We start from the raw sequence: 18,422 nt of genomic DNA, 5'->3' as shown, positions 1-18,422 counted from the left end.
GAGGAACAAAGGCTAAAACCATCACATCCTGTGAGAACGCCTTCGTGACCAACCTCGTGTCGCTGTCGCTACGTTACACTGCGCTTTCGCACAAATAACATCTATTGCCCCGACGCCCACAGGAAGCTTTGCTCTGTGCGAAAGCGAAGCGGCAGCAACAAATGTTTTCTGTAGCGAAAGCAAAGCGGCAGCAACAAATGTTTTATCTGTGCGAAAGCGAAGCGGCAGCAACAAATGTTTTATCTGTGCGAAAGCGAAGCGGCAGCAACAAATGTTTTCTGTAGCGAAAGCGAAGCGGCAGCTACAAATGTTTTATCTGTGCGAAAGCGAAGCGGCAGCAACAAAGCGCCCAGCCGGAACGGAAATTAACTTCAAGTTATGGTGATAAGAGATTTTTAGAGAGCCCTCAATCGTATATTTTGAAAAGTTTCAGCATATTATTCCTTATGAAAAAATGGATAATGAGTATAGGCATGATTTGTTTGATTGGAGCATTATATATGCTTCCTGTGGCATTTGGTGAGAGACGTACGGTTGAGGATTCGCCTGCAACAACAACAGAGCAAGCTTGTGAAATATTCATAGAAGTGGAGGGACAACCGGAGAAAATCCCTTTAGAAACGTATGTGACTGGTGTGATAGCCGCAGAAATGCCTGTTTCATTTAAAAAAGAAGCTTTAAAGGCACAGGCTATTGCCGCAAGGACTTACGCATTGAAATCGACAAATTACGGTAAAATAGCCATCGCTCCTACTGTTGCTAAACAAGTTTTTTACAATAAGGAGCAAAGAAAAGAGAATTGGACTAGCAATTTCCCGGGGAATGAAAAGAAAATTGTCGAGGCTATTAACGAAACGAAAGGACAAGTTCTTCTATATAATAATGAATTAATTACGGCAATGTTTCACTCTACTAGTAATGGTAAAACAGAAAGTGCCTACGAATTTAGTGGCAATGATGTACCATATCTACAAAGCGTTGCGAGTAATTCGGATCTATCATCACCAAAGTTTGCAGCGATGAAAGAATGGACATTGACTGAATGGAATGCACTATGGCCTGTTAAATGGCAGGCAAACGATTTCAACCGTGTACAGTTCTTTTTAAATGATTCGGGACGTGTTGAGCGCATGCAGCTAGGGAAGAATGTATGGTCAGGACGAGAAGTTCGAACACTTTTACAAATATCATCAACAGACTTTAAAATCGCATATAACGCCACTGCTGGAAAAGTGCAGGTGAGCACGAAAGGATACGGGCATGGGGTAGGTATGAGTCAATATGGAGCAGAGGCTATGGCAAGTGATGGGAAAACTGCTACCGAAATTTTACACTACTATTATCAAGATATTGAGATAAAAAAGATAGATGCATGTTTAAAATAACTTCTAGTTGTTCACACTGCAACTAGAGGTGATGAAAATGAGAGAGGATAAAAATAGTAAAACTTCTCAAAATCAAGATGAAAAAGTTCAATTACAGAAGAAACCATGGTTTTGGCCAGTTGTTTACGCTGGTGGTGCTCTAATGCTAGCAGGTTTGCTACTTGGTTACAATAGTCTCGTATCAAAAGTAGAAGAGGCTCCATTACCAGAAGTAGCAGAAGTAGATTCAGGTCCTGTAGTTGAAACCAATGCACGAACAGAAAATATGAAGTACCCATTCAAGGAAGCAAATCTTAATAAAATTCAAGTTTCACAAGAGTTTTATGATGTAGAGGCTAATGCAGAGTCACGTGAAAAAGCACTAATGGTATTTAATCAAACATTTACGACATCTTCCGGTATTTCTCTTTCTATGAATGGTGAAGAATTCGAAGTACTTGCTGCTTTAAGCGGTAAAGTAAAACAAGTAAAACTTGATGCATTTACAGGCAATAAAATTGTTATCGAGCATGCAAATGGTAAGGAAACAAATTATAGCTCTGTAAAAGACATTGCTGTCAAGGAAGGCGATGAGGTAACACAAGGTCAGGTACTTGGAAAAGCGACTGACAATGAGTGGAACCAAGCAGCTGGCGTTCACATGCATTTTGAAGTACTTGAAAACGGAAAATATATTAATCCGAAAAAATTACTAGGCTTTTAACTTAGTTCAGCGGCTGCTAAACTAGAGTAACTCAAGCCCAGCATCGTGCCTACTATCGATTATGCAGAAGCATAATTGATAATAGGCACTTTCTTTTCTCCCAAACAATGAAAATGATCACTTTCATGAAAGAAACGAATACTAAAAAATGCATAAAAAATCAGTAATTTATCGTGAAAATGTAAAATGTGTTCTGAATAGCTTTGTCTTTACATAATTTGAAGAAATGCGCAGACGTGCATCTGATGCCAAAGCCATTTGTGAATTTGTGTGGAAAGGACGAAGAACGTGCACGAGCACATTCGGAAGCGCTGTATACGCCTCGGTGAATTATTGATTGAGACGCGTGAGACTGTGCGTGTCCTCGCGAAAATGACAGGTTATTCAAAAAGTACGGTGCATAAAGATTTAACAGAGCGACTGCCAACAATTCATGAAGGATTAGCTGAGCAAGTAAAGGAAATACTCGCCTACCATAAGGCCGTACGTCATATTCGCGGAGGAGAGGCAACGAAAAACAAGTGGAAAGAAAGAGCGAGTCATGAATGATTCGTTCTTTTTTTATGCAAAGTAGGACAAGTTAGATACATATTTCCTCATAAAAAGCTACTCACAATAACGTGGGGTTGATTTCCGTTCCGGCTGGGCGCTTTGTTGCTGACGCTACGCTTTCGCACAGATAAAACATTTGTCGCTGACGCTACGCTTTCGCACAGATAAAACATTTGTCGCTGACGCTACGCTTTCGCACAGATAAAACATTTGTCGCTGCCGCTACGCTTTCGCACAGATAACTTCCGCTTCGCTGTAGGGTCTCGTCTGTGGCGCTGATTCTCAAGTAGTTGCCCATAGTAGAGAAAAACAGGAATTGTTCCGATAAAACGAGACTTTGTTCCGATAAATCTTCAAAGTATTCATATGAAAATGAATTCATCACAATAACGTATGGTTGATTTACGTTCCGACTGCGCTTTGTTGTTGCTGTCGCTACGCTTTCGCACAGAGCAAAGCTTCCTGTGGGTGTCCGATGAGCCGCTTCACTGCGGGGTCTCGGGCCAACAGATGTTTTTTGCGCGAAAGCGAAGCGGTAGCGGCACCGATGTTGGTCACGAAGGCGTTATCACAGGATGTGATGGTTTTAGCCTTCATTCCTCTATCGCTAATCCCTGAGGAGTCGCCCATCCTCCACTACAATCAACATAATCACATAAATACGCTTGAAAAGTGTCAGCTCAAACTTTCGATGATGGACCATATAAAAAATTGTTTAGGCAATTTCTTCTTTTCAATAACTGTTCATATAATTGAAAGGAATGCAGTTCTATTCACTAAATTTAGGTGAAATTACCAAAAGGATATGATAAAATATTCTAGATAAACAGATAAAAATGAACGTTATGTAGTTGGAAATGGCGGGAAGGAGAAATTATAAAATGTTTTCGAAAGATATTGGCATTGACTTAGGAACTGCGAACGTATTAATACACGTTAAAGGTAAAGGAATCGTCTTAAATGAACCATCTGTTGTGGCGATTGATAAAAAAACAAATAAAGTATTAGCGGTGGGGGAAGAGGCTCGCCAAATGGTAGGGCGTACGCCTGGTAACATTACTGCAATTCGTCCACTACGAGATGGTGTCATTGCGGATTTTGACGTTACAGAAGCCATGCTAAGACATTTCATTAACAAGTTAGATGTAAAAGGATTTTTAGCTAAACCACGTATTTTAATTTGCTGTCCAACGAACATTACTAGTGTTGAGCAAAAAGCTATCCGTGAAGCCGCAGAAAAATCAGGTGGAAAAAAAGTATACTTAGAAGAAGAACCAAAAGTAGCTGCAATTGGTGCAGGCATGGATATATTCCAACCTAGCGGCAATATGGTAGTCGATATTGGCGGCGGAACAACAGATGTTGCAGTCCTATCAATGGGTGATATTGTAACGAGTGAGTCCATTAAGGTAGCAGGAGACATTTTTGATAATGATATTTTGCAATATATTAAAAAAGAATATAAATTGCTAATTGGTGAACGTACTGCAGAAGCCATTAAAATTACAATCGGTACAGTCTTTAAAGGTAGCCGAAACGATTCAATGGATATTCGTGGTCGAGATATGGTGACAGGTTTACCACGTACAATAACGATTCACTCTGAAGAAATTGAACGTGCATTACATGAATCGGTTGCTATGATTGTCCAATCTGCAAAAAATGTTTTAGAAAAAACGCCACCAGAGTTATCAGCTGATATAATTGATCGTGGGGTCATTATTACTGGCGGTGGTGCTTTACTACACGGTATGGACCAGCTACTAATCGAAGAACTAAAAGTACCTGTATTCATTGCAGAGCAACCTATGGATTGTGTAGCAATTGGTACAGGGATTATGCTTGAAAATATTGATCGAGTGCCGGCATCCTTATAAAAATATAATGAGGTGAGTCCTTTGTTTAAAGGGTTTTATACAGTTGCAACTGGTATGATTGCACAACAAAGACGAACAGAATTACTAACCAATAATTTATCAAATGCGGATACACCAGGGTTTAAAGCAGACCAATCAACAATTCGGTCATTTCCCGATATGCTCATGTCAAGTGTAGGGAAAACGAATGCACCGGCTAATCAGCAAGCAGGCTCTCAATATATGAGCCAAGTTGGCGCATTAAATACAGGGATTTATATGCAAGAAACATTACCAAATTACATACAAGGCCAAATCTATAGCACTGATTTTACGACAGATATGGCTTTGATCGATGGAAACTTACCGCAAAATGCAGATGGTACTAGTGGATCTATTTTCTTCCGTTTAGCACATCCAGAAGGCGGAGAAGCATATACACGCAACGGGAATTTCACATTAGATGGTCAAGGCTATTTAGTAAATCCACAAGGGCTGTATGTGTTATCAGACGGAGGCCAACGCATCCAGCTACCAAATGATGATTTCCGCCTAGATGAGAACGGAGCAATTTATGTTAATGATCAGCAAGTAGCTCGTGTTGGCGTATCATATGCAACGGATCCGAACATGCTACGTAAACAGGATAATGGTTTAATCCGAACAGAAAACGGTGAGAACTTACCGACAGCTTACGGTGCCAATGGCGTATCCTTTACACTGCGTCAAAATTATCTAGAAGGCTCAAACGTAGATTCTAGTCGCACAATGACTGATTTAATGACAGCATATCGCGCTTTCGAGGCTAACCAAAAAGTGTTACAAGCTTATGATCGCAGTATGGAAAAGGCTGCTAATGAAATCGGGAAAGTATAATAGGCGAACAGGAGGCGTTTGATCATGCTACGTACCATGATGACTGCAACAAACACAATGGGGCAATTACAAAATAGACTAGATACAATTAGTAATAACATTGCCAATAGCAATACACAGGGCTTTAAATCAAAAGAAACTACATTTAATGAATTGCTTTATCAGCAATTTAACAATGACAAGCAAGATCGAGCTGTTCGACAATCACCTGTTGGTATCCGTTATGGTTCAGGTGCAATGCTTGGACAAATCCAATCTAATCAAAAGCAAGGCTCTCTACAAACAACAGATCGAGACCTTGATTTAGCTTTTACAAAACCAAAACAATATTTCAATATTTTAATGCCAGATGGTGAAAATCGCACAAAAACAGTGTATACTCGTCAAGGTGACTTTTATTTATCACCATTAAATAATGGAACAGTAATGGTTGTAACTGCAGATGGATATCCATTGGCAAACGAAAATGGACAAGCTATTACATTACCAGATGATGTAAAAAGTTTCGCTATTCGTGATGGGGGCGTATTAGAGGCATCATATCCAAATGGAGATATTAGACGTACTAATGTAGGGGTGACAGAGTTCCAAAAGCCACAGCTTATGGAGGACATTTCTGGATCCTATGTTGGATTGCCGAATAACCTGGCTCAGCTAGGATATACGCAAGCTGAAGTTGTCACTGAATTACGAGGAGCAAATCGTCAGCAAATTGGTATGCAGAGCGGTGCTCTTGAAATGTCGAATGTAAATCTTTCGAAGGAAATGACGGATTTAATGCAGACACAGCGTTCTTATCAATTCAATTCAAGAGCTGTCACTTTAGCAGACCAAATGCTTGGGCTCATTAATGGTATTCGATAGTAAATCCGTTATTACTGTTTAGTAAGGAATGAAGAGGAGTACAATCTATGACAAACGATTCAAGTCGAGGTTCTATGCAAACAAAAGAAACCGATACGCCACCAGAAGAGAAGGAACACGGCTCAAATGGAAAGCAACGAGAGGTTCGATGGGTGCAAATACGGCTGATTCCGATTTGGCTACGCGTTGTACTTATTATCATCTTAGTTGTTGTTGCCGCAGTTTTAGGTGCAATAATTGGCTATAGTGTAATTGGACAAGGTAAAGCCATGGATATTTTCAAACCAGAAACATGGCAGCATATATTTGATATTATGAATGGTAAAGAATAATATTATTCTTTACCATACTTTGTTTTACATATTATTTATCTTAATTCAGCAAATGTTTTGTAACATTTACTGAATTAGAGGAACTCAGGCTAAGAACTTCACATCCTGTGAAAACGCCTGAGTGACCAACATCATGTTTTCTGCGCGAAAGCGAAGCGTCAGCGGCAAATGTTTTCTGCGCGAAAGCGAAGCGTCAGCGGCAATTACGCCAAGGCGAAATTGATATTAAGCATTAAGGGGGAAAAGAAATGTTAACAGCAGAGCAAATTCAAGCAATTTTACCACATCGTTATCCTTTTTTATTCGTTGATCGTATCGTTGAATTAGAAGAAGGCAAGCGTGCAGTCGGTTTAAAAAATGTCTCTATGAATGAAGACTTTTTTAATGGGCATTTCCCTGGCTATCCAGTAATGCCTGGGGTTTTAATTGTAGAGGCGCTAGCACAAGTGGGTGGCGTAGCATTATTAAACGCAGATGAATTCAAAGGTCGTTTAGCTTTTTTGACGGGTATTGATAATTGTCGTTTCAAGCGCCAAGTCGTACCAGGAGATCAACTTCGATTAGAAGTAGAGTTCGTGAAACTACGTGGAGTAATGGGCAAAGGTCATGGTGTGGCGACAGTCGATGGGGAACTAGTATGTGAAGCGGATATTCTATTCGCTATTGGACCTGCACAACCAAAACAGGTGTAATTTGCAATTATAGGCTAAAAGATTTAAACTAATTATATCGAAGAATATCTTTACTGCTAATCTTTTAATAGTTTATCTATAGAAAGTGCAGTTAAAGAAATCACGATATTTTATAAAAATGTAATGGCGCTATATGTGATTGTGAATGAATACATGTAGTTTTGTTTTTAAAACGTAGGAGGATTATATAGATGTATAAGGAATTGTCTTCAGGTATTAAAATTAGCATTACGCGTTCGATTTCAACATCTTTTGAATCATACTTAGCAAGTATTGATTGGAAAGAGGAGCGTTTTTCTATGGAAGACTTTATTGCTAACTGGCAAACTTATTTTCAAGAAAATGCCGCATGGATCGAAAAAATCCCAGCAGATGTTTTGATGAGTACTGATTTCCATGAAGAGATGGCGCAGAAAATCGACGATGTAATTGCAAAAATTTTAAATGAAGAACCAACAGCTAAACAAATTGAAATAATTGAGGCCTTGCAAAAAGAGCTAGGTACAAATTATAGCTACGACTGTAAAGCAGAAGCAGCATACATTGAACAATTGTTAAAAGAAAAACAAAAATAGTTTAAAAAAAAATCGGATAGTTCCCTCCTTTCCCGGGCAATCTATGTAGGATCACAAATACACACATTGTATTTGCTGACATAGCACCGAGGGAAGGAGGTTTTTTCATATGTGGAGAATGTCATTTTTGGCAATTATTCTTGCTGCTTTATTCCTTGGAGGTTGTAACTGGGGAAATAGAGCAGTTGAAACAAGACCAGCGGAGAACGTTAAACACGACGTTCGCCGAGGTGTTGAGAAAGTAGAAGAAACTGTAGAGCCGGCTAGACGAAATGACGTTTACAATCGTGACGTTAATGGTGTTAACCGTAACACTGTGCTTCCGGAAGCTACAACGCCAGGAACTACTACTGCACCAAGAACTACAACACCAGGTACGACGACAGTACCAGGAACTACAACACCAGGAACAAATGCTGATTTAAATGGTACAAATGGCTATAACAACGTTCCAAATGCTAATGGCGTAGTTAAAGAAAAGATCGTCGAAGAGAAAGTTACGCGATAATTTAAAAAAGAGTGTTTCCAACTAATGGAACACTCTTTTTTATATTTTAAATTCGCGGAGGGAGGGAGTGAATATTCGCGGCCCGCTGGAAGGAGGAAATAACCCGCGGAAGAGAAGCGAATACCCGCGGAAGGAGGAAATACCTGCGGAAGGGAAGCGAATACCCGCGGAAGAGGAGTGAATACCCGCGGAAGAGAAGGAAATACCCGCGGAAGGGAAGCGAATACCCGCGGAAGAGGAGTGAATACCCGCGGAAGAGGAGGAAATACCCGCGCAAGAGAAGGAAATACCCGCGGAAGAGAAGCGAATACCCGCGGAAGGAGGAAATACCCGCGGAAGAGGAGTGAATACCCGCGAAAGGAGGAAATACCCGCGGAAGGAGGAAATACCAGCGGAAGAGAAGTGAATACCCGCGGAAGGAAGCGAATACCCGCGGAAGAGGAGTGAATACCCGCGTAAGGAAAGCGAATACCCGCGGAAGGAGGAAATACCCGCGGAAGGGAAGCGAATACCCGCGGAAGAGGAGGAAATACCCGTGGAAGAGAAGTGAATACCCGCGGAAGGGAAGCAAATACCCGCGGAAGAGAAGTGAATATCCGCGGAAGAGGAGTGAATACCCGCGGAAGAGGAGTGAATACCCGCGGAAGAGAAGCAAATACCCGCGAAAGGAGGAAATACCCGCGGAAGAGAAGTGAATACCCGCGGAAGAGGAGTGAATACCCGCGGAAGGGAAGCGAATACCCGCGGAAGGAGGAAATACCAGCGGAAGAGAAGTGAATACCCGCGGAAGGAAGTGAATACCCGCGGAAGAGGAGTGAATATCCGCGGAAGAGAAGGAAATACCCGCGGAAGAGAAGTGAATATCCGCGGAAGGGAAGCAAATACCCGCGGAAGAGGAGTGAATACCCGCGGAAGAGAAGGAAATACCCGCGGAAGGAAAGCAAATACCCACAAAGCGGAAAAAAGTAAATCCCCGCACACAAGAACCCCTCAAGAAGAACGGAAAAATGGCTTCATATAGTCCACTAAATTTTCAGGTAATTGGTAAACGCGATTTTTATAAGAACCTGTATAGGGAAATTGGAATTTTCTAAGTAAACGATTGGCAGCATCACTGGAATGAATATTGAAAAATTCACGTAACTGTTTGTTGGTAATTGTCGGTCTAACTAAGTATCGATAATCTTGTAAGGCTTCAGCAAAAATTTCTTCGCTTGCATAGCGACAGTATGAACATTTCCAAATTCCCCGAGCATAATGCATTTGGGACTTGTATTGGCATTTCGGGCAAAGCACGCCTTGGCGAAATCGTGAAGCATCAAGAGAAGTCGGAACTTTCGATGGCTGATGTCGACTAAGAAGTTGTTGAGCCATTTGAGTTAGTTGTTCATCGCTTAAAATAGGTTGTGTATATTTTTTAAAAAGAGAATGGAGATGTTTTTGAAGTCCTGAAACATGGAAAATCGGAATTGTGTTTGGATGACTGGCAATGATCGCGGAGGGGTTAGAAATAATAACTGCGCCCTCAATGGGGAGAGAATAGTTTTGGGAAATAACTTTAAGAAATTGCATATGTCGTTGGGTCTGAGTAAGTGCATTTGGAAATCCTTCAACAGTACCATCTGGCTTTGTTCGGATACACTGATGAGTAGTATCGTCAAAATCAAGACGGCCGTTAATATTTTTTATTTCAACAACTAGCATAAAATGACGGCAAATGAAAAGTGTATCGAGTTGATGTGAATGGTGTGCAGAATTGATCAGAATTAAATTATGTAACACTAAAAAAGTATAGGGACATACTAATTCAAGCCATTCACGGTCCACTCTCCTTTCACCAGCAAAGCCGGCATCGAGTCGTCGAAATTGCTCATTATAATAGCTAAAATCTGGATCCTCATCGAACAACCGCCTCTTTAAAGCCTCAAGCCACAATAATTTAACAGGCTTTTTTCTAATAGCAATAGTCAAGTATAGTTACCTCCTATAATTTTTACATCGTATTGTACCTTAAAATCTATACCTGTCCAATAAAAAAATAACGATGCAGATGTTTGCATCGTTAAATCAAGTTCAATCATTTTTTAGTTTTGGTCGTTCTTTCATATCGTGCGAGAAGCGGTCCAATAACTTATCTAAAGTAACACCCTCTGCTAGCAACTCGGCAAGCAATTGCTCGGCATATTTTGAGCGTTTTATCTTGAGCTTTCCTTTTAACAGGACAGAGATGTGCTCGCCAATTTCTTGAACTGTATGTACGGCAACCTGGAAAGGAGCAGGCTCATTATCTGGAAATGAAATAACTGCACGTACATTAAAGACATTAGCATTTGCTAAAAGTTCATCAAAAGTTGAACGATATTGTCGGTCCATAAACAGTTCAAGAATCCAAGATTGATGGCTATTTTCTTGGTTAATAATAATACCATCGACTAAAGGGAAAGGTTGCATGCCGTCTTTTGTGACAAGGTCAAAGGAAAGCATCTTAAACGTTTTCATTATGTAATATCCTCCTAAGTCGGTCATCTTTTTTAGTATAACATATTCAATTAGCACTGTTTATGGAAGGGGCCATGCTCTTTTTGCACAATCAACAAAAACAGCGAAATTGCATATTTCAACAATTAGCATTTGCTACTACAGTGAAAAGCATTCAGCTCGAAAAATCATTCAATAATTGAAAAGTAAAAACCTCAATATACCCAATTTATGATTAAAAACTAAAGGAAATGATAAAAATCGACTTTTGCCAATGCTGAATTAATTTTTGTATGATGAGAGCAATCAAAAGCAAAGGAGGTGAATCAATGAACCAAGTCGGACTGGTCGGAAGGTTAACAAAGGATCCAGTGTTACGACACTTATCTGGAAATCGCGTGCAAACACATTTTTCACTAGCCATTAATCGCAATTACAAAAACAGTCGTGGGGAAGTGGATGCTGACTTTATTCTTTGTACAGTATGGGGAAGGCTTGCAGAGCATATCGTCAAATATTGCGGAAAAGGCTCATTAATTGGGGCAAATGGTCGTATTCAATCAAGATCATTTTTAGATGAAAAAAGCACAAAGGTTTTTATAACAGAGGTAGTCGTAGAAGATGTCCGATTTTATCAGCTTAAGCCAAGGGATAGTGACGGGGCTATTGTGTTGCCAAAGCCACCTGATGAGCAGGACGGCTTAAAGGATTTTGTACTACCTGAAGTAGAAGTACAATTACCAGTAGTATCGCAGTCCTAAATGGTACATACGGGGCAAGTGCAAGTTGTCTGATCCGCCATTCTCCTTCTATACTTGCACCGTAATCAATTTAGAGAGGAATGATGTATACCTTTCATAACGTAGTTCATTGCTGAAGACCGCACAGCAATGAGCCTTTTAAACACAACTAAATATAAATATGAAGTAAGTAGGGGGAGAAGTAACAAGCAAGATCCACTGAAAAAAAGAGCGCCAAGAACGTTTTGCTCTTGGCGCACTTCAAATCTTTAAAAATCGAGCGTCATTAAATCACGAAGTTCATCATCTTCTAACTCAGTTAACCACTTGCTTGATTGAATTAGTTCTTCTGATAATGCAGATTTCTGAGCAAGCATTTTATCGATTTTCTCTTCGATGGTACCAATAGTAACAAACTTATGCACTTGCACAAATTGTGTTTGACCAATTCGATATGCACGGTCTGTCGCTTGATTTTCAACGGCTGGATTCCACCAGCGATCTGCGTGTAATACATGATTTGCAGCTGTTAAATTTAGCCCTGTTCCACCTGCTTTTAAGGAAAGGATAAATATTGGGAACTCTCCTGCCTGAAAAGCCTCTACTAAGCGGTCACGCTGCTGCTTAGGCATTGCACCTGTTAAGAACGGTGCATCAATATTATATAGTTCACTAAAACAATGCTGTAGTAATTGTCCCATTCCAATATATTGTGTGAAAATGAGGCACTGCTCGCCATTGTCCACAATTTCTGTAGCCATTTGCACGATACGTTCTAATTTCGTAGAACGAGTCAGCATTGATTCGGCATCCTCGAAAGGTTCTTTTAAATACAAGGCAGGATGATTACATAATTGCTTTAACTTACTGAGCATCTTTAAGACGCGTCCTTTTTTTTGAAAGCCTGTTAATTGCTCTAGCTGATCGAGCGTCTCTAATATATATCCTTCATATAGAGATGCTTGCTCAGTTGTTAATGGACAATAATCATGAGACTCTTGTTTATCTGGTAAGTTAAGTTGTAAATGTGGGTCACGTTTTGTACGACGAAGTAAAAACGGTTGAATTTTTGTACGTAACTTCTGTTTATGTGACTCAGACTCATCTCGTTCTACCGGTAAAATAAATTCTTCGTTAAAGCGACCGAAGCTACCTAAATAGCCTTTATGGATAAAGTCAAAAATTGCCCATAGCTCCGATAACCGGTTTTCCACTGGAGTACCTGTTAAAGCAATATGATGCGTACCCTGTAATTTACGAATAGCTCTTGATTGGAGCGTTTGCATATTTTTAATATTTTGAGCTTCATCCAGTACAACTGTTGCCCATTCTACTTCCTGTAAAAACTCAGCATCCTGAGATACGGTGCCGTAAGTAGATAAAATTACATGTGGTTTTTCTCTTTCTACTAGCTGTTTAAAAGCATCCTCCTTTGCTCGATTCGCCTGATAATGCGTATGCACAATCAAAGAAGGAGCAAAACGGGCCAGTTCCTTTTGCCAGTTGCCTAACACTGATGTAGGACAAATAATGATGGCTGGCTTTGTATCCTTAATCGTTTCATTAAGATAAAGCAAATATGAAATAAGCTGAACCGTTTTACCAAGACCCATATCATCAGCTAGACACGCACCAAAGCCTTGTTCGCGCATGAAGACAAGCCATTCGAAGCCCTCATGCTGATAAGGACGTAATTCGGCCTGCAAAGATGTAGGAACCGGTACTGACGGAAGTCCTTTTTTCTCTTGAAGCTGCTCCATATAGGATTTAAGCGATTGTTGCAATTCAAATGCAAAAATTGGGTCATCTCGCATTTCATCATCGGCATCCTCTTCTTCAAGAGGTAAGGATAAATCCTCTGGTAGCTCGCGGAATAGCAATTCACGAACAGTCCAGCTTTCATCTTCTGCTTGCTGCATCAATGTACGCATTTCTTGCATCCAGTTTGCATCGACTCTAAACCATTCAGTACCTATACGAATGAATTCGCGTTTCTCCTCTACAAGCTCTTTAAATTGCTCAGGTGAAATGGACTGTCCGTTCATAGAAAACTGCCATTTGAATGTTAAAATATCATCTAGTCCAGCAACCTTCTTTGTCGATACATTGCCAGTACTTACACGAACACGCATTTTTGACTGTTTTAAATCCTTAAGCCAAGCCGGTAATACAACGTCAAAGCCGAGTGCCTGTAATCTTGCTAAATCTTCACGTAAAAATGTTCGAACTTGTAAATCCTCAAGCATAATACGGATGAAAATATCGTTACGTACATCTTCATTAGAAAGAAGATCTACAATTTGTCCTTGTTGTTGTTCAATAGCTTCAGCATACATTTGCCATTTTGCTGGTAGAGCGTCAGCAATTGGTAGTGACTGCTTTCGCATAGCAGGCGTCCAGTAGTTTTTGGCTGTAGCCGTGCTAAGTACTGTTTCTAAAAGCCAAACTTCTGAATCTTCCTCAGGCTCACTTAAGCGTAGGGAGACAGTCACTGCACCTGCCTGTCGTTCCTGCTCTAATGGCCAGCCACCACGCAAGAAAAATGGCACTAGCTTTGGTAAATCAGACAGTATAAGACCTGCTTGTGCCAGTTTTTGCTGCACGGCCGTTTCTAATAAAGCTGTTTCAACACCGTCCAGAGGGAATGTTAGCGAGGAAAAATCATCTGCAATAACTGCGTGTGACCAGAGCGATGGCTCTTGCCAATACGTTTGTAAAGCCGACGCTTTTTCTAGCAATACCTGACTTTCTGTGTTTACACCTTGCCATTCAATAAAAGGATGTAGATAACGCTGTGAAAATATATCAAGGAGCTCAGAAGTTGAAACCTCAATCGTAAGCTCTGAACGATTGGTTAATATCCCATAGACATTCACTTCATAGTTAAAAAATAATGAAGAAATGAGTGAGTCTGCGTCCATTGCTGCACCATCAGCAGTAAATCCCTGTAACGTAAAATATCCTTCCTGTGCTGCATGAATACGAAGCTGTAATTTTTTTGAAAACGGGGAAGGAGCATTTATAGTCATCATACTAAGTTTCCTTTCTCAATTTCTTCCTGTAATGCACGGAGTCGTTTATACTCTGCACGAATTGTTTGCATATATGTTTCAAAATAAGCCGTTTTACCAGCACGCTTTGCTGCGCTGCGCATACTTTTCCAAATTCGTACAGCCTGCTTATAGTTCATACGTGATTTTTGTGTAATTTCAGCCATGGCATATAGGTGATATAAGGGTAATACTGTTGCAGGAGCAACCTGAAGCACATCCTTTAATCCACACATTTCTAAATAGGAAAGGGAGGAGAGGTTTAGCTGATGAAGGGCTGCCCATTCACGATAACGTCCTTTTTTAATAAGAAAGAACGAAAACGGTTGAAGTCCGTAAACACCAAATGCACTATATAATGTAGCTTCCTCTTCCTCTGTAAGCTGTATGTCTTCGTATAAAAGCTGGAATTGCCGTACGTATTGAGCTCGCTTTACAACTGGCACAGTTTGCTGTAAAAAGACTTCGGTAAATGGTAGCATCGCACGTAAAATAATGGTCTGTGCGAGTGATTCGCCAGCACGTTTTGCAAAGGTAGCCAGCTCAAAAAGATCCTGCATATGTTGTACATCAATATGGGCAATTCTTTCCTGTAATAAACTTTCTTTTTGTAGCAGTACATAAAATAGCAGTTGTAATGACTGCAAGGAAATCTCAGATGAAGGATTCTCAAGGTTATTGATAAGTGCTAATTCCTGTTCGCGTCGCGGCTTTTCATAAAAAAGCACGGCCCAAAGTAGCATATAAATTTGTAGTCGTTCAGCAAACAATCCTTGTCGTTCCAATAAAAACTTCCTAACTAATTCCTGAATCGCATCATAGAATGGATCAGTGGCAAAAAGTCGTGATCGGCCATTTAGCTCGGTCAATATACTTTCGAATGATTGGACACTTTGATCAATAAAATATTTCATATAAGGAGAATCCAACGAATGTCCTTTTGTCTCATTTAAATGACGCCATATTGTATTAAAGATCGATAGCTCCATATAAAGCTTATAAAGAGGCTGCCACTCACGTTCGAATGGCGTATGCCGTTGAAGTCGCTCCATTGCATCTGTCCGTATAGCAGAAAGGCCATATCCTTCTAAAATACGCCCAGGTGGTAATAAACGTTTCATGACTTCATTGACCATCAATTGCCAGCTTTCTGGACTTCGTTCATCTGCTAATGATTTTAATTGCACTGATTTTTGCGCACGCCAAGCGCTTGACCAATTTTGCACAGAGTCAAAATGCTGATAGAGGGCAAGCAATGCGCCGACTTGATGTCTACACCATTTTAGCTGAGGACAGTTACAGCTCAACTCCTCTTTGGCAAAATCAATTTCTACAGAAGCAGGTCTGACATCCTGTACACTTGCATATAATATAGAACTTGCTCCATTAAAACGTTCAAAGACAACTGATTTGTTCCGCACTGAAAAAACAGCACGACGCACTAGCTCTTCGTCTTCAGTAGAGGAAGGATGTAACGCCTGTTCAGCTTCCTGCAATCTGGCAAGGATAAATTCTTGGTGTTCCTTAGCTAATTGGGCAATAGACAATGCCATAACCTCACTCCTTTCAAAATGTATAGCTAGTGAGCATGTAAGTATAAAGAAAAAAAGACTGTCCTTCCATTATACGATTAAAATGCGCACATGATAAGCCGAATGATTAGAAAGAAAAAAATCAAGGAGAAGATAGTTAACAAGATAATTTATTTGTGTTAAAATCTGAATAATCAGATAAATAGGGAGGGATGAAGGATGATGCAAGTTCAATATATGAAGCCATTTTACACGAAGATTACTGGAGACAAACTACGTCTCGTGTTTGCTTATCAATATTTCTCTATATTAAAAGAGAATGAAATTTTCCATTTCATTCCCATTGAAGGTAAAGAGATGATTATCAACTTGAATACACAGCAAATTGAAAATATATCTGAGGTATTTGTTTTCCAGAAAGGGAATCGTTTTATCCGACTGCCATTATATCAATTATTATTAATTACAAATGTTCATGATCATTTAGCACCGATTCTTGAAAGCGCTACGCCAAAGCCTCAGTTACCACTTGTATCTTCAGTGACTGTTGGCGAAGTAGATCAGCTCATTACAGAATTGGAGCAGAAAAACATTGATCATTTAATCGACCAGGCATTACTAGATCATAATAAAGATCTCTTTTTTGAACTACTACAACAAAAGAACCATCAACTCGGAGGTTTCGAAAATTGAATACACGGTATTTTATTTAGGCACCCTTTCCATATATGAGAAGTGGGTGCTTTTATCTTCATTCAGCAATTGTTTTTGTAACGAAAGCAAAGCGTCAGTTACAGATGTTTTATGTAACGAAAGCAAAGCGTCAGTTACAAATGTTTTTTGTAACGAAAGCAAAGCGTCAGTTACAGATGTTTTATGTAACGAAAGCAAAGCGTCAGTTACAAATGTTTTGTGTAACGAAAGCAAAGCGTCAGTTACAGATGTTTTATGTAACGAAAGCAAAGCGTCAGTTACAAATGTTTTATGTAACGAAAGCAAAGCGTCAGTTACAGATGTTTTATGTAACGAAAGCAAAGCGTCAGCTACAAATGTTTTGTGTAACGAAAGCAAAGCGTCAGTTACAGATGTTTTGTGTAACGAAAGCAAAGCGTCAGTTACAAATGTTTTGTGTAACGAAAGCAAAGCGTCAGTTACAAATGTTTTGTGTAGCGAAAGCAAAGCGTCAGCTACAGAAGACTTCCACCTCTGTATGTAGTGAGATGAATGTAGATGTTGTTCCTTTTAACACCTACTAGGGGAACTAAGGCTAAGCGAAATGTGTATGGGTCTAAAGTCGAAATTGTAAATTGGATCAACAATCATTACTATATGAATCTCGCTAAATTAGGATGTATTACCAATATAAGTTAAAATAATTGGACATAGACCGATATACATAACAATAGGGGGTGGTGAAATGGTGCTTGGAAAGTGGTCAGCAACGGGGATGTCCATTTTAAATAATATGAATAGACATTACGGGGCAATGAGTAAGGCAATGCTTCGAATTTCTTCTGGTTACCGCATCAATAGTGCCGCTGATGATCCGGCGGGACTTGCGATTTCTGAAAAAATGCGTGCGCAAATTCGCGGTTTGAACATGGCCGCGAAGAATATCCAGGATGGTATTTCACTTGTTCAAACAGCTGAGGGAGCATTGAATGAAACACATGATATGATTCAGCGCATGCGTGAGCTCGCAGTCGAGGCAGCTAACGATACTTTAACAGATGATGATCGGAAGAAACTCGATTTGGAATTTCAGGAATTAAAAAAAGAAATTCAGCGCATTTCGAAGGACACTGAGTTTAATACTAAGACTTTGCTAAATGGGGATTACGCTACGAACGGTATTAAAATTCAGGCAGGTGCCAACGCTGGTCAAAGCATCGAGCTGTTTATTGGCGATATGGGGGCTGGAGCACTTGGCTTGGACGATACGACATCTATTGCAACTCGTGAGGATGCCGATAAAGCCATTTCCTCAATGGACGAGGCTTTAAAGCGTGTATCAAGTGAGCGCTCAAGACTTGGTGCCTACCAAAATCGTCTAGAGCATGCCTATAACGCGAACGTAAACACGGCAGAAAACTTACAAGATGCTGAGTCTCGCATTCGTGATGCAGATATCGCCAAAGAAATGATGAATATGGTGAAGGCCCAAATTCTAATGCAAGCAAGTCAGTATGTACTAGCGATGCATATGCAGCAGGCACAATCCATTTTAAAATTGTTAGAGTTCGAAAAAAAATGATGAATTTCAATTTTTATTGAAATTC

24 protein-coding genes are annotated in these 18,422 nt (G+C 40.0%); 19 read left to right on the top strand and 5 right to left on the bottom strand.

The annotated features are described in order from the left end of the window. Positions 1–128 precede the first annotated feature (128 nt). The 4 genes from ACFCYJ_RS09450 to ACFCYJ_RS09435 all read left to right on the top strand — a co-directional run bounded on the left by ACFCYJ_RS09450 (position 129) and on the right by ACFCYJ_RS09435 (position 2,637). Positions 129–284, top strand: coding sequence for a hypothetical protein (locus ACFCYJ_RS09450; protein WP_376073604.1), 156 nt, complete (start codon positions 129–131; stop codon positions 282–284). Between the two features lie 162 nt (positions 285–446). Next, the gene (gene spoIID, locus ACFCYJ_RS09445) at positions 447–1,385 is read left to right on the top strand and encodes a stage II sporulation protein D (RefSeq protein WP_376073603.1); all 939 of its coding nucleotides are present in this window, start codon (positions 447–449) and stop codon (positions 1,383–1,385) included. A gap of 37 nt (positions 1,386–1,422) precedes the next feature. Further along, the gene (locus ACFCYJ_RS09440) at positions 1,423–2,088 is read left to right on the top strand and encodes a peptidoglycan DD-metalloendopeptidase family protein (RefSeq protein WP_376073601.1); all 666 of its coding nucleotides are present in this window, start codon (positions 1,423–1,425) and stop codon (positions 2,086–2,088) included. 288 nt (positions 2,089–2,376) lie between these two features. Next, positions 2,377–2,637 (top strand): sporulation transcriptional regulator SpoIIID, encoded by a 261-nt coding sequence (locus tag ACFCYJ_RS09435; RefSeq protein ID WP_079559420.1) that lies wholly within the window; start codon positions 2,377–2,379, stop codon positions 2,635–2,637. 151 nt (positions 2,638–2,788) lie between these two features. On the opposite strand, the gene ACFCYJ_RS09430 is transcribed toward ACFCYJ_RS09435, so the two are convergent. Further along, on the bottom strand, positions 2,789–3,022 hold the full coding sequence (locus ACFCYJ_RS09430; RefSeq protein ID WP_376073599.1) for a hypothetical protein: 234 nt from the start codon (positions 3,020–3,022) through the stop codon (positions 2,789–2,791). 135 nt (positions 3,023–3,157) lie between these two features. Between ACFCYJ_RS09430 and ACFCYJ_RS09425 the strand changes: the two genes are divergently transcribed. From ACFCYJ_RS09425 to ACFCYJ_RS09375, 11 genes are all read left to right on the top strand, one after another. Continuing rightward, positions 3,158–3,430 carry a hypothetical protein gene (locus ACFCYJ_RS09425; RefSeq protein ID WP_376073598.1) on the top strand — a complete coding sequence of 91 codons (273 nt, stop codon included), beginning with the start codon at positions 3,158–3,160 and terminating at the stop codon, positions 3,428–3,430. A 91-nt stretch (positions 3,431–3,521) separates the two neighbouring features. Beyond that, complete coding sequence (mreB, locus tag ACFCYJ_RS09420; RefSeq protein ID WP_376073596.1) at positions 3,522–4,517, top strand: rod shape-determining protein; 996 nt, start codon at positions 3,522–3,524, stop codon at positions 4,515–4,517. A gap of 21 nt (positions 4,518–4,538) precedes the next feature. After that, positions 4,539–5,372: a flagellar hook-basal body protein gene (locus ACFCYJ_RS09415; RefSeq protein ID WP_376073594.1), complete on the top strand. Its 834-nt coding sequence runs from the start codon at positions 4,539–4,541 to the stop codon at positions 5,370–5,372. A 24-nt stretch (positions 5,373–5,396) separates the two neighbouring features. Beyond that, a complete protein-coding gene (locus ACFCYJ_RS09410; protein ID WP_376073593.1) occupies positions 5,397–6,236 on the top strand; it encodes a flagellar hook-basal body protein in 840 nt (279 codons plus the stop codon). 47 nt (positions 6,237–6,283) lie between these two features. Next, complete coding sequence (locus ACFCYJ_RS09405; RefSeq protein ID WP_376073591.1) at positions 6,284–6,568, top strand: DNA-directed RNA polymerase subunit beta; 285 nt, start codon at positions 6,284–6,286, stop codon at positions 6,566–6,568. Positions 6,569–6,816: 248 nt separating this feature from the next. Continuing rightward, positions 6,817–7,260, top strand: coding sequence for a 3-hydroxyacyl-ACP dehydratase FabZ (fabZ, locus tag ACFCYJ_RS09400; RefSeq protein WP_323648661.1), 444 nt, complete (start codon positions 6,817–6,819; stop codon positions 7,258–7,260). A gap of 191 nt (positions 7,261–7,451) precedes the next feature. Then, complete coding sequence (locus tag ACFCYJ_RS09395; RefSeq protein WP_376073590.1) at positions 7,452–7,835, top strand: hypothetical protein; 384 nt, start codon at positions 7,452–7,454, stop codon at positions 7,833–7,835. A 109-nt stretch (positions 7,836–7,944) separates the two neighbouring features. Next, positions 7,945–8,343, top strand: a complete 399-nt coding sequence (locus tag ACFCYJ_RS09390; RefSeq protein WP_376073589.1) for a hypothetical protein — start codon at positions 7,945–7,947, stop codon at positions 8,341–8,343. A gap of 177 nt (positions 8,344–8,520) precedes the next feature. Continuing rightward, positions 8,521–8,790, top strand: coding sequence for a hypothetical protein (locus ACFCYJ_RS09385; protein WP_376073588.1), 270 nt, complete (start codon positions 8,521–8,523; stop codon positions 8,788–8,790). Further along, positions 8,787–9,038, top strand: coding sequence for a hypothetical protein (locus ACFCYJ_RS09380; RefSeq protein WP_376073587.1), 252 nt, complete (start codon positions 8,787–8,789; stop codon positions 9,036–9,038). Before ACFCYJ_RS09385 ends, ACFCYJ_RS09380 begins: the two co-directional genes overlap by 4 nt. Beyond that, positions 9,035–9,364, top strand: a complete 330-nt coding sequence (locus ACFCYJ_RS09375) for a hypothetical protein (protein WP_376073586.1) — start codon at positions 9,035–9,037, stop codon at positions 9,362–9,364. Before ACFCYJ_RS09380 ends, ACFCYJ_RS09375 begins: the two co-directional genes overlap by 4 nt. Here the strand turns inward: ACFCYJ_RS09375 and ACFCYJ_RS09370 are convergent. Together ACFCYJ_RS09370 and ACFCYJ_RS09365 are read right to left on the bottom strand one after the other, a co-directional pair. Further along, positions 9,334–10,314, bottom strand: coding sequence for a nuclease-related domain-containing protein (locus tag ACFCYJ_RS09370; RefSeq protein WP_376073584.1), 981 nt, complete (start codon positions 10,312–10,314; stop codon positions 9,334–9,336). The two genes, ACFCYJ_RS09375 and ACFCYJ_RS09370, sit on opposite strands and share 31 nt — an antisense overlap. A 102-nt stretch (positions 10,315–10,416) precedes the next feature. Beyond that, positions 10,417–10,842, bottom strand: a complete 426-nt coding sequence (locus ACFCYJ_RS09365) for a YwpF family protein (protein WP_376073583.1) — start codon at positions 10,840–10,842, stop codon at positions 10,417–10,419. Between the two features lie 308 nt (positions 10,843–11,150). Between ACFCYJ_RS09365 and ACFCYJ_RS09360 the strand changes: the two genes are divergently transcribed. Further along, on the top strand, positions 11,151–11,582 hold the full coding sequence (locus tag ACFCYJ_RS09360; RefSeq protein WP_376073582.1) for a single-stranded DNA-binding protein: 432 nt from the start codon (positions 11,151–11,153) through the stop codon (positions 11,580–11,582). Between the two features lie 248 nt (positions 11,583–11,830). Here the strand turns inward: ACFCYJ_RS09360 and ACFCYJ_RS09355 are convergent, their stop codons facing one another. Further along, a complete protein-coding gene (locus ACFCYJ_RS09355; protein WP_376073580.1) occupies positions 11,831–14,593 on the bottom strand; it encodes a DEAD/DEAH box helicase in 2,763 nt (920 codons plus the stop codon). Next, positions 14,590–16,164, bottom strand: a complete 1,575-nt coding sequence (locus ACFCYJ_RS09350; RefSeq protein ID WP_376073578.1) for a hypothetical protein — start codon at positions 16,162–16,164, stop codon at positions 14,590–14,592. Before ACFCYJ_RS09350 ends, ACFCYJ_RS09355 begins: the two co-directional genes overlap by 4 nt. Positions 16,165–16,362: 198 nt before the next feature. On the opposite strand from ACFCYJ_RS09350, the gene ACFCYJ_RS09345 reads away from it, so the two are divergent. The 3 genes from ACFCYJ_RS09345 (at position 16,363) to ACFCYJ_RS09335 (ending at position 18,397) form a co-directional block, all read left to right on the top strand. Continuing rightward, positions 16,363–16,836 (top strand): IDEAL domain-containing protein, encoded by a 474-nt coding sequence (locus ACFCYJ_RS09345; protein WP_376073576.1) that lies wholly within the window; start codon positions 16,363–16,365, stop codon positions 16,834–16,836. Between the two features lie 35 nt (positions 16,837–16,871). Further along, a complete protein-coding gene (locus tag ACFCYJ_RS09340; protein ID WP_376073574.1) occupies positions 16,872–17,399 on the top strand; it encodes a hypothetical protein in 528 nt (175 codons plus the stop codon). A 164-nt stretch (positions 17,400–17,563) separates the two neighbouring features. Continuing rightward, positions 17,564–18,397, top strand: coding sequence for a flagellin N-terminal helical domain-containing protein (locus tag ACFCYJ_RS09335; RefSeq protein ID WP_376073685.1), 834 nt, complete (start codon positions 17,564–17,566; stop codon positions 18,395–18,397). Positions 18,398–18,422: the final 25 nt, after the last annotated feature.

Source organism: Lysinibacillus sp. NPDC056232 (assembly GCF_042267565.1).
Taxonomy (GTDB): domain Bacteria; phylum Bacillota; class Bacilli; order Bacillales_A; family Planococcaceae; genus Lysinibacillus.
This window is presented reverse-complemented; position numbering and strand designations above follow the sequence as displayed.

Bases quoted from the DNA above. Each gene is read 5' to 3' on its own strand.
- spoIID (WP_376073603.1), top strand. From the start codon at position 447: ATGAAAAAATGGATAATGAGTATAGGCATGATTTGTTTGATTGGAGCA.
- ACFCYJ_RS09440 (WP_376073601.1), top strand. From the start codon at position 1,423: ATGAGAGAGGATAAAAATAGTAAAACTTCTCAAAATCAAGATGAAAAA.
- ACFCYJ_RS09430 (WP_376073599.1), bottom strand. From the start codon at position 3,022: ATGAATTCATTTTCATATGAATACTTTGAAGATTTATCGGAACAAAGT.
- mreB (WP_376073596.1), top strand. From the start codon at position 3,522: ATGTTTTCGAAAGATATTGGCATTGACTTAGGAACTGCGAACGTATTA.
- ACFCYJ_RS09410 (WP_376073593.1), top strand. From the start codon at position 5,397: ATGCTACGTACCATGATGACTGCAACAAACACAATGGGGCAATTACAA.
- ACFCYJ_RS09405 (WP_376073591.1), top strand. From the start codon at position 6,284: ATGACAAACGATTCAAGTCGAGGTTCTATGCAAACAAAAGAAACCGAT.
- fabZ (WP_323648661.1), top strand. From the start codon at position 6,817: ATGTTAACAGCAGAGCAAATTCAAGCAATTTTACCACATCGTTATCCT.
- ACFCYJ_RS09395 (WP_376073590.1), top strand. From the start codon at position 7,452: ATGTATAAGGAATTGTCTTCAGGTATTAAAATTAGCATTACGCGTTCG.
- ACFCYJ_RS09390 (WP_376073589.1), top strand. From the start codon at position 7,945: ATGTGGAGAATGTCATTTTTGGCAATTATTCTTGCTGCTTTATTCCTT.
- ACFCYJ_RS09365 (WP_376073583.1), bottom strand. From the start codon at position 10,842: ATGAAAACGTTTAAGATGCTTTCCTTTGACCTTGTCACAAAAGACGGC.
- ACFCYJ_RS09360 (WP_376073582.1), top strand. From the start codon at position 11,151: ATGAACCAAGTCGGACTGGTCGGAAGGTTAACAAAGGATCCAGTGTTA.
- ACFCYJ_RS09355 (WP_376073580.1), bottom strand. From the start codon at position 14,593: ATGATGACTATAAATGCTCCTTCCCCGTTTTCAAAAAAATTACAGCTT.
- ACFCYJ_RS09350 (WP_376073578.1), bottom strand. From the start codon at position 16,164: ATGGCATTGTCTATTGCCCAATTAGCTAAGGAACACCAAGAATTTATC.
- ACFCYJ_RS09345 (WP_376073576.1), top strand. From the start codon at position 16,363: ATGATGCAAGTTCAATATATGAAGCCATTTTACACGAAGATTACTGGA.
- ACFCYJ_RS09340 (WP_376073574.1), top strand. From the start codon at position 16,872: ATGAGAAGTGGGTGCTTTTATCTTCATTCAGCAATTGTTTTTGTAACG.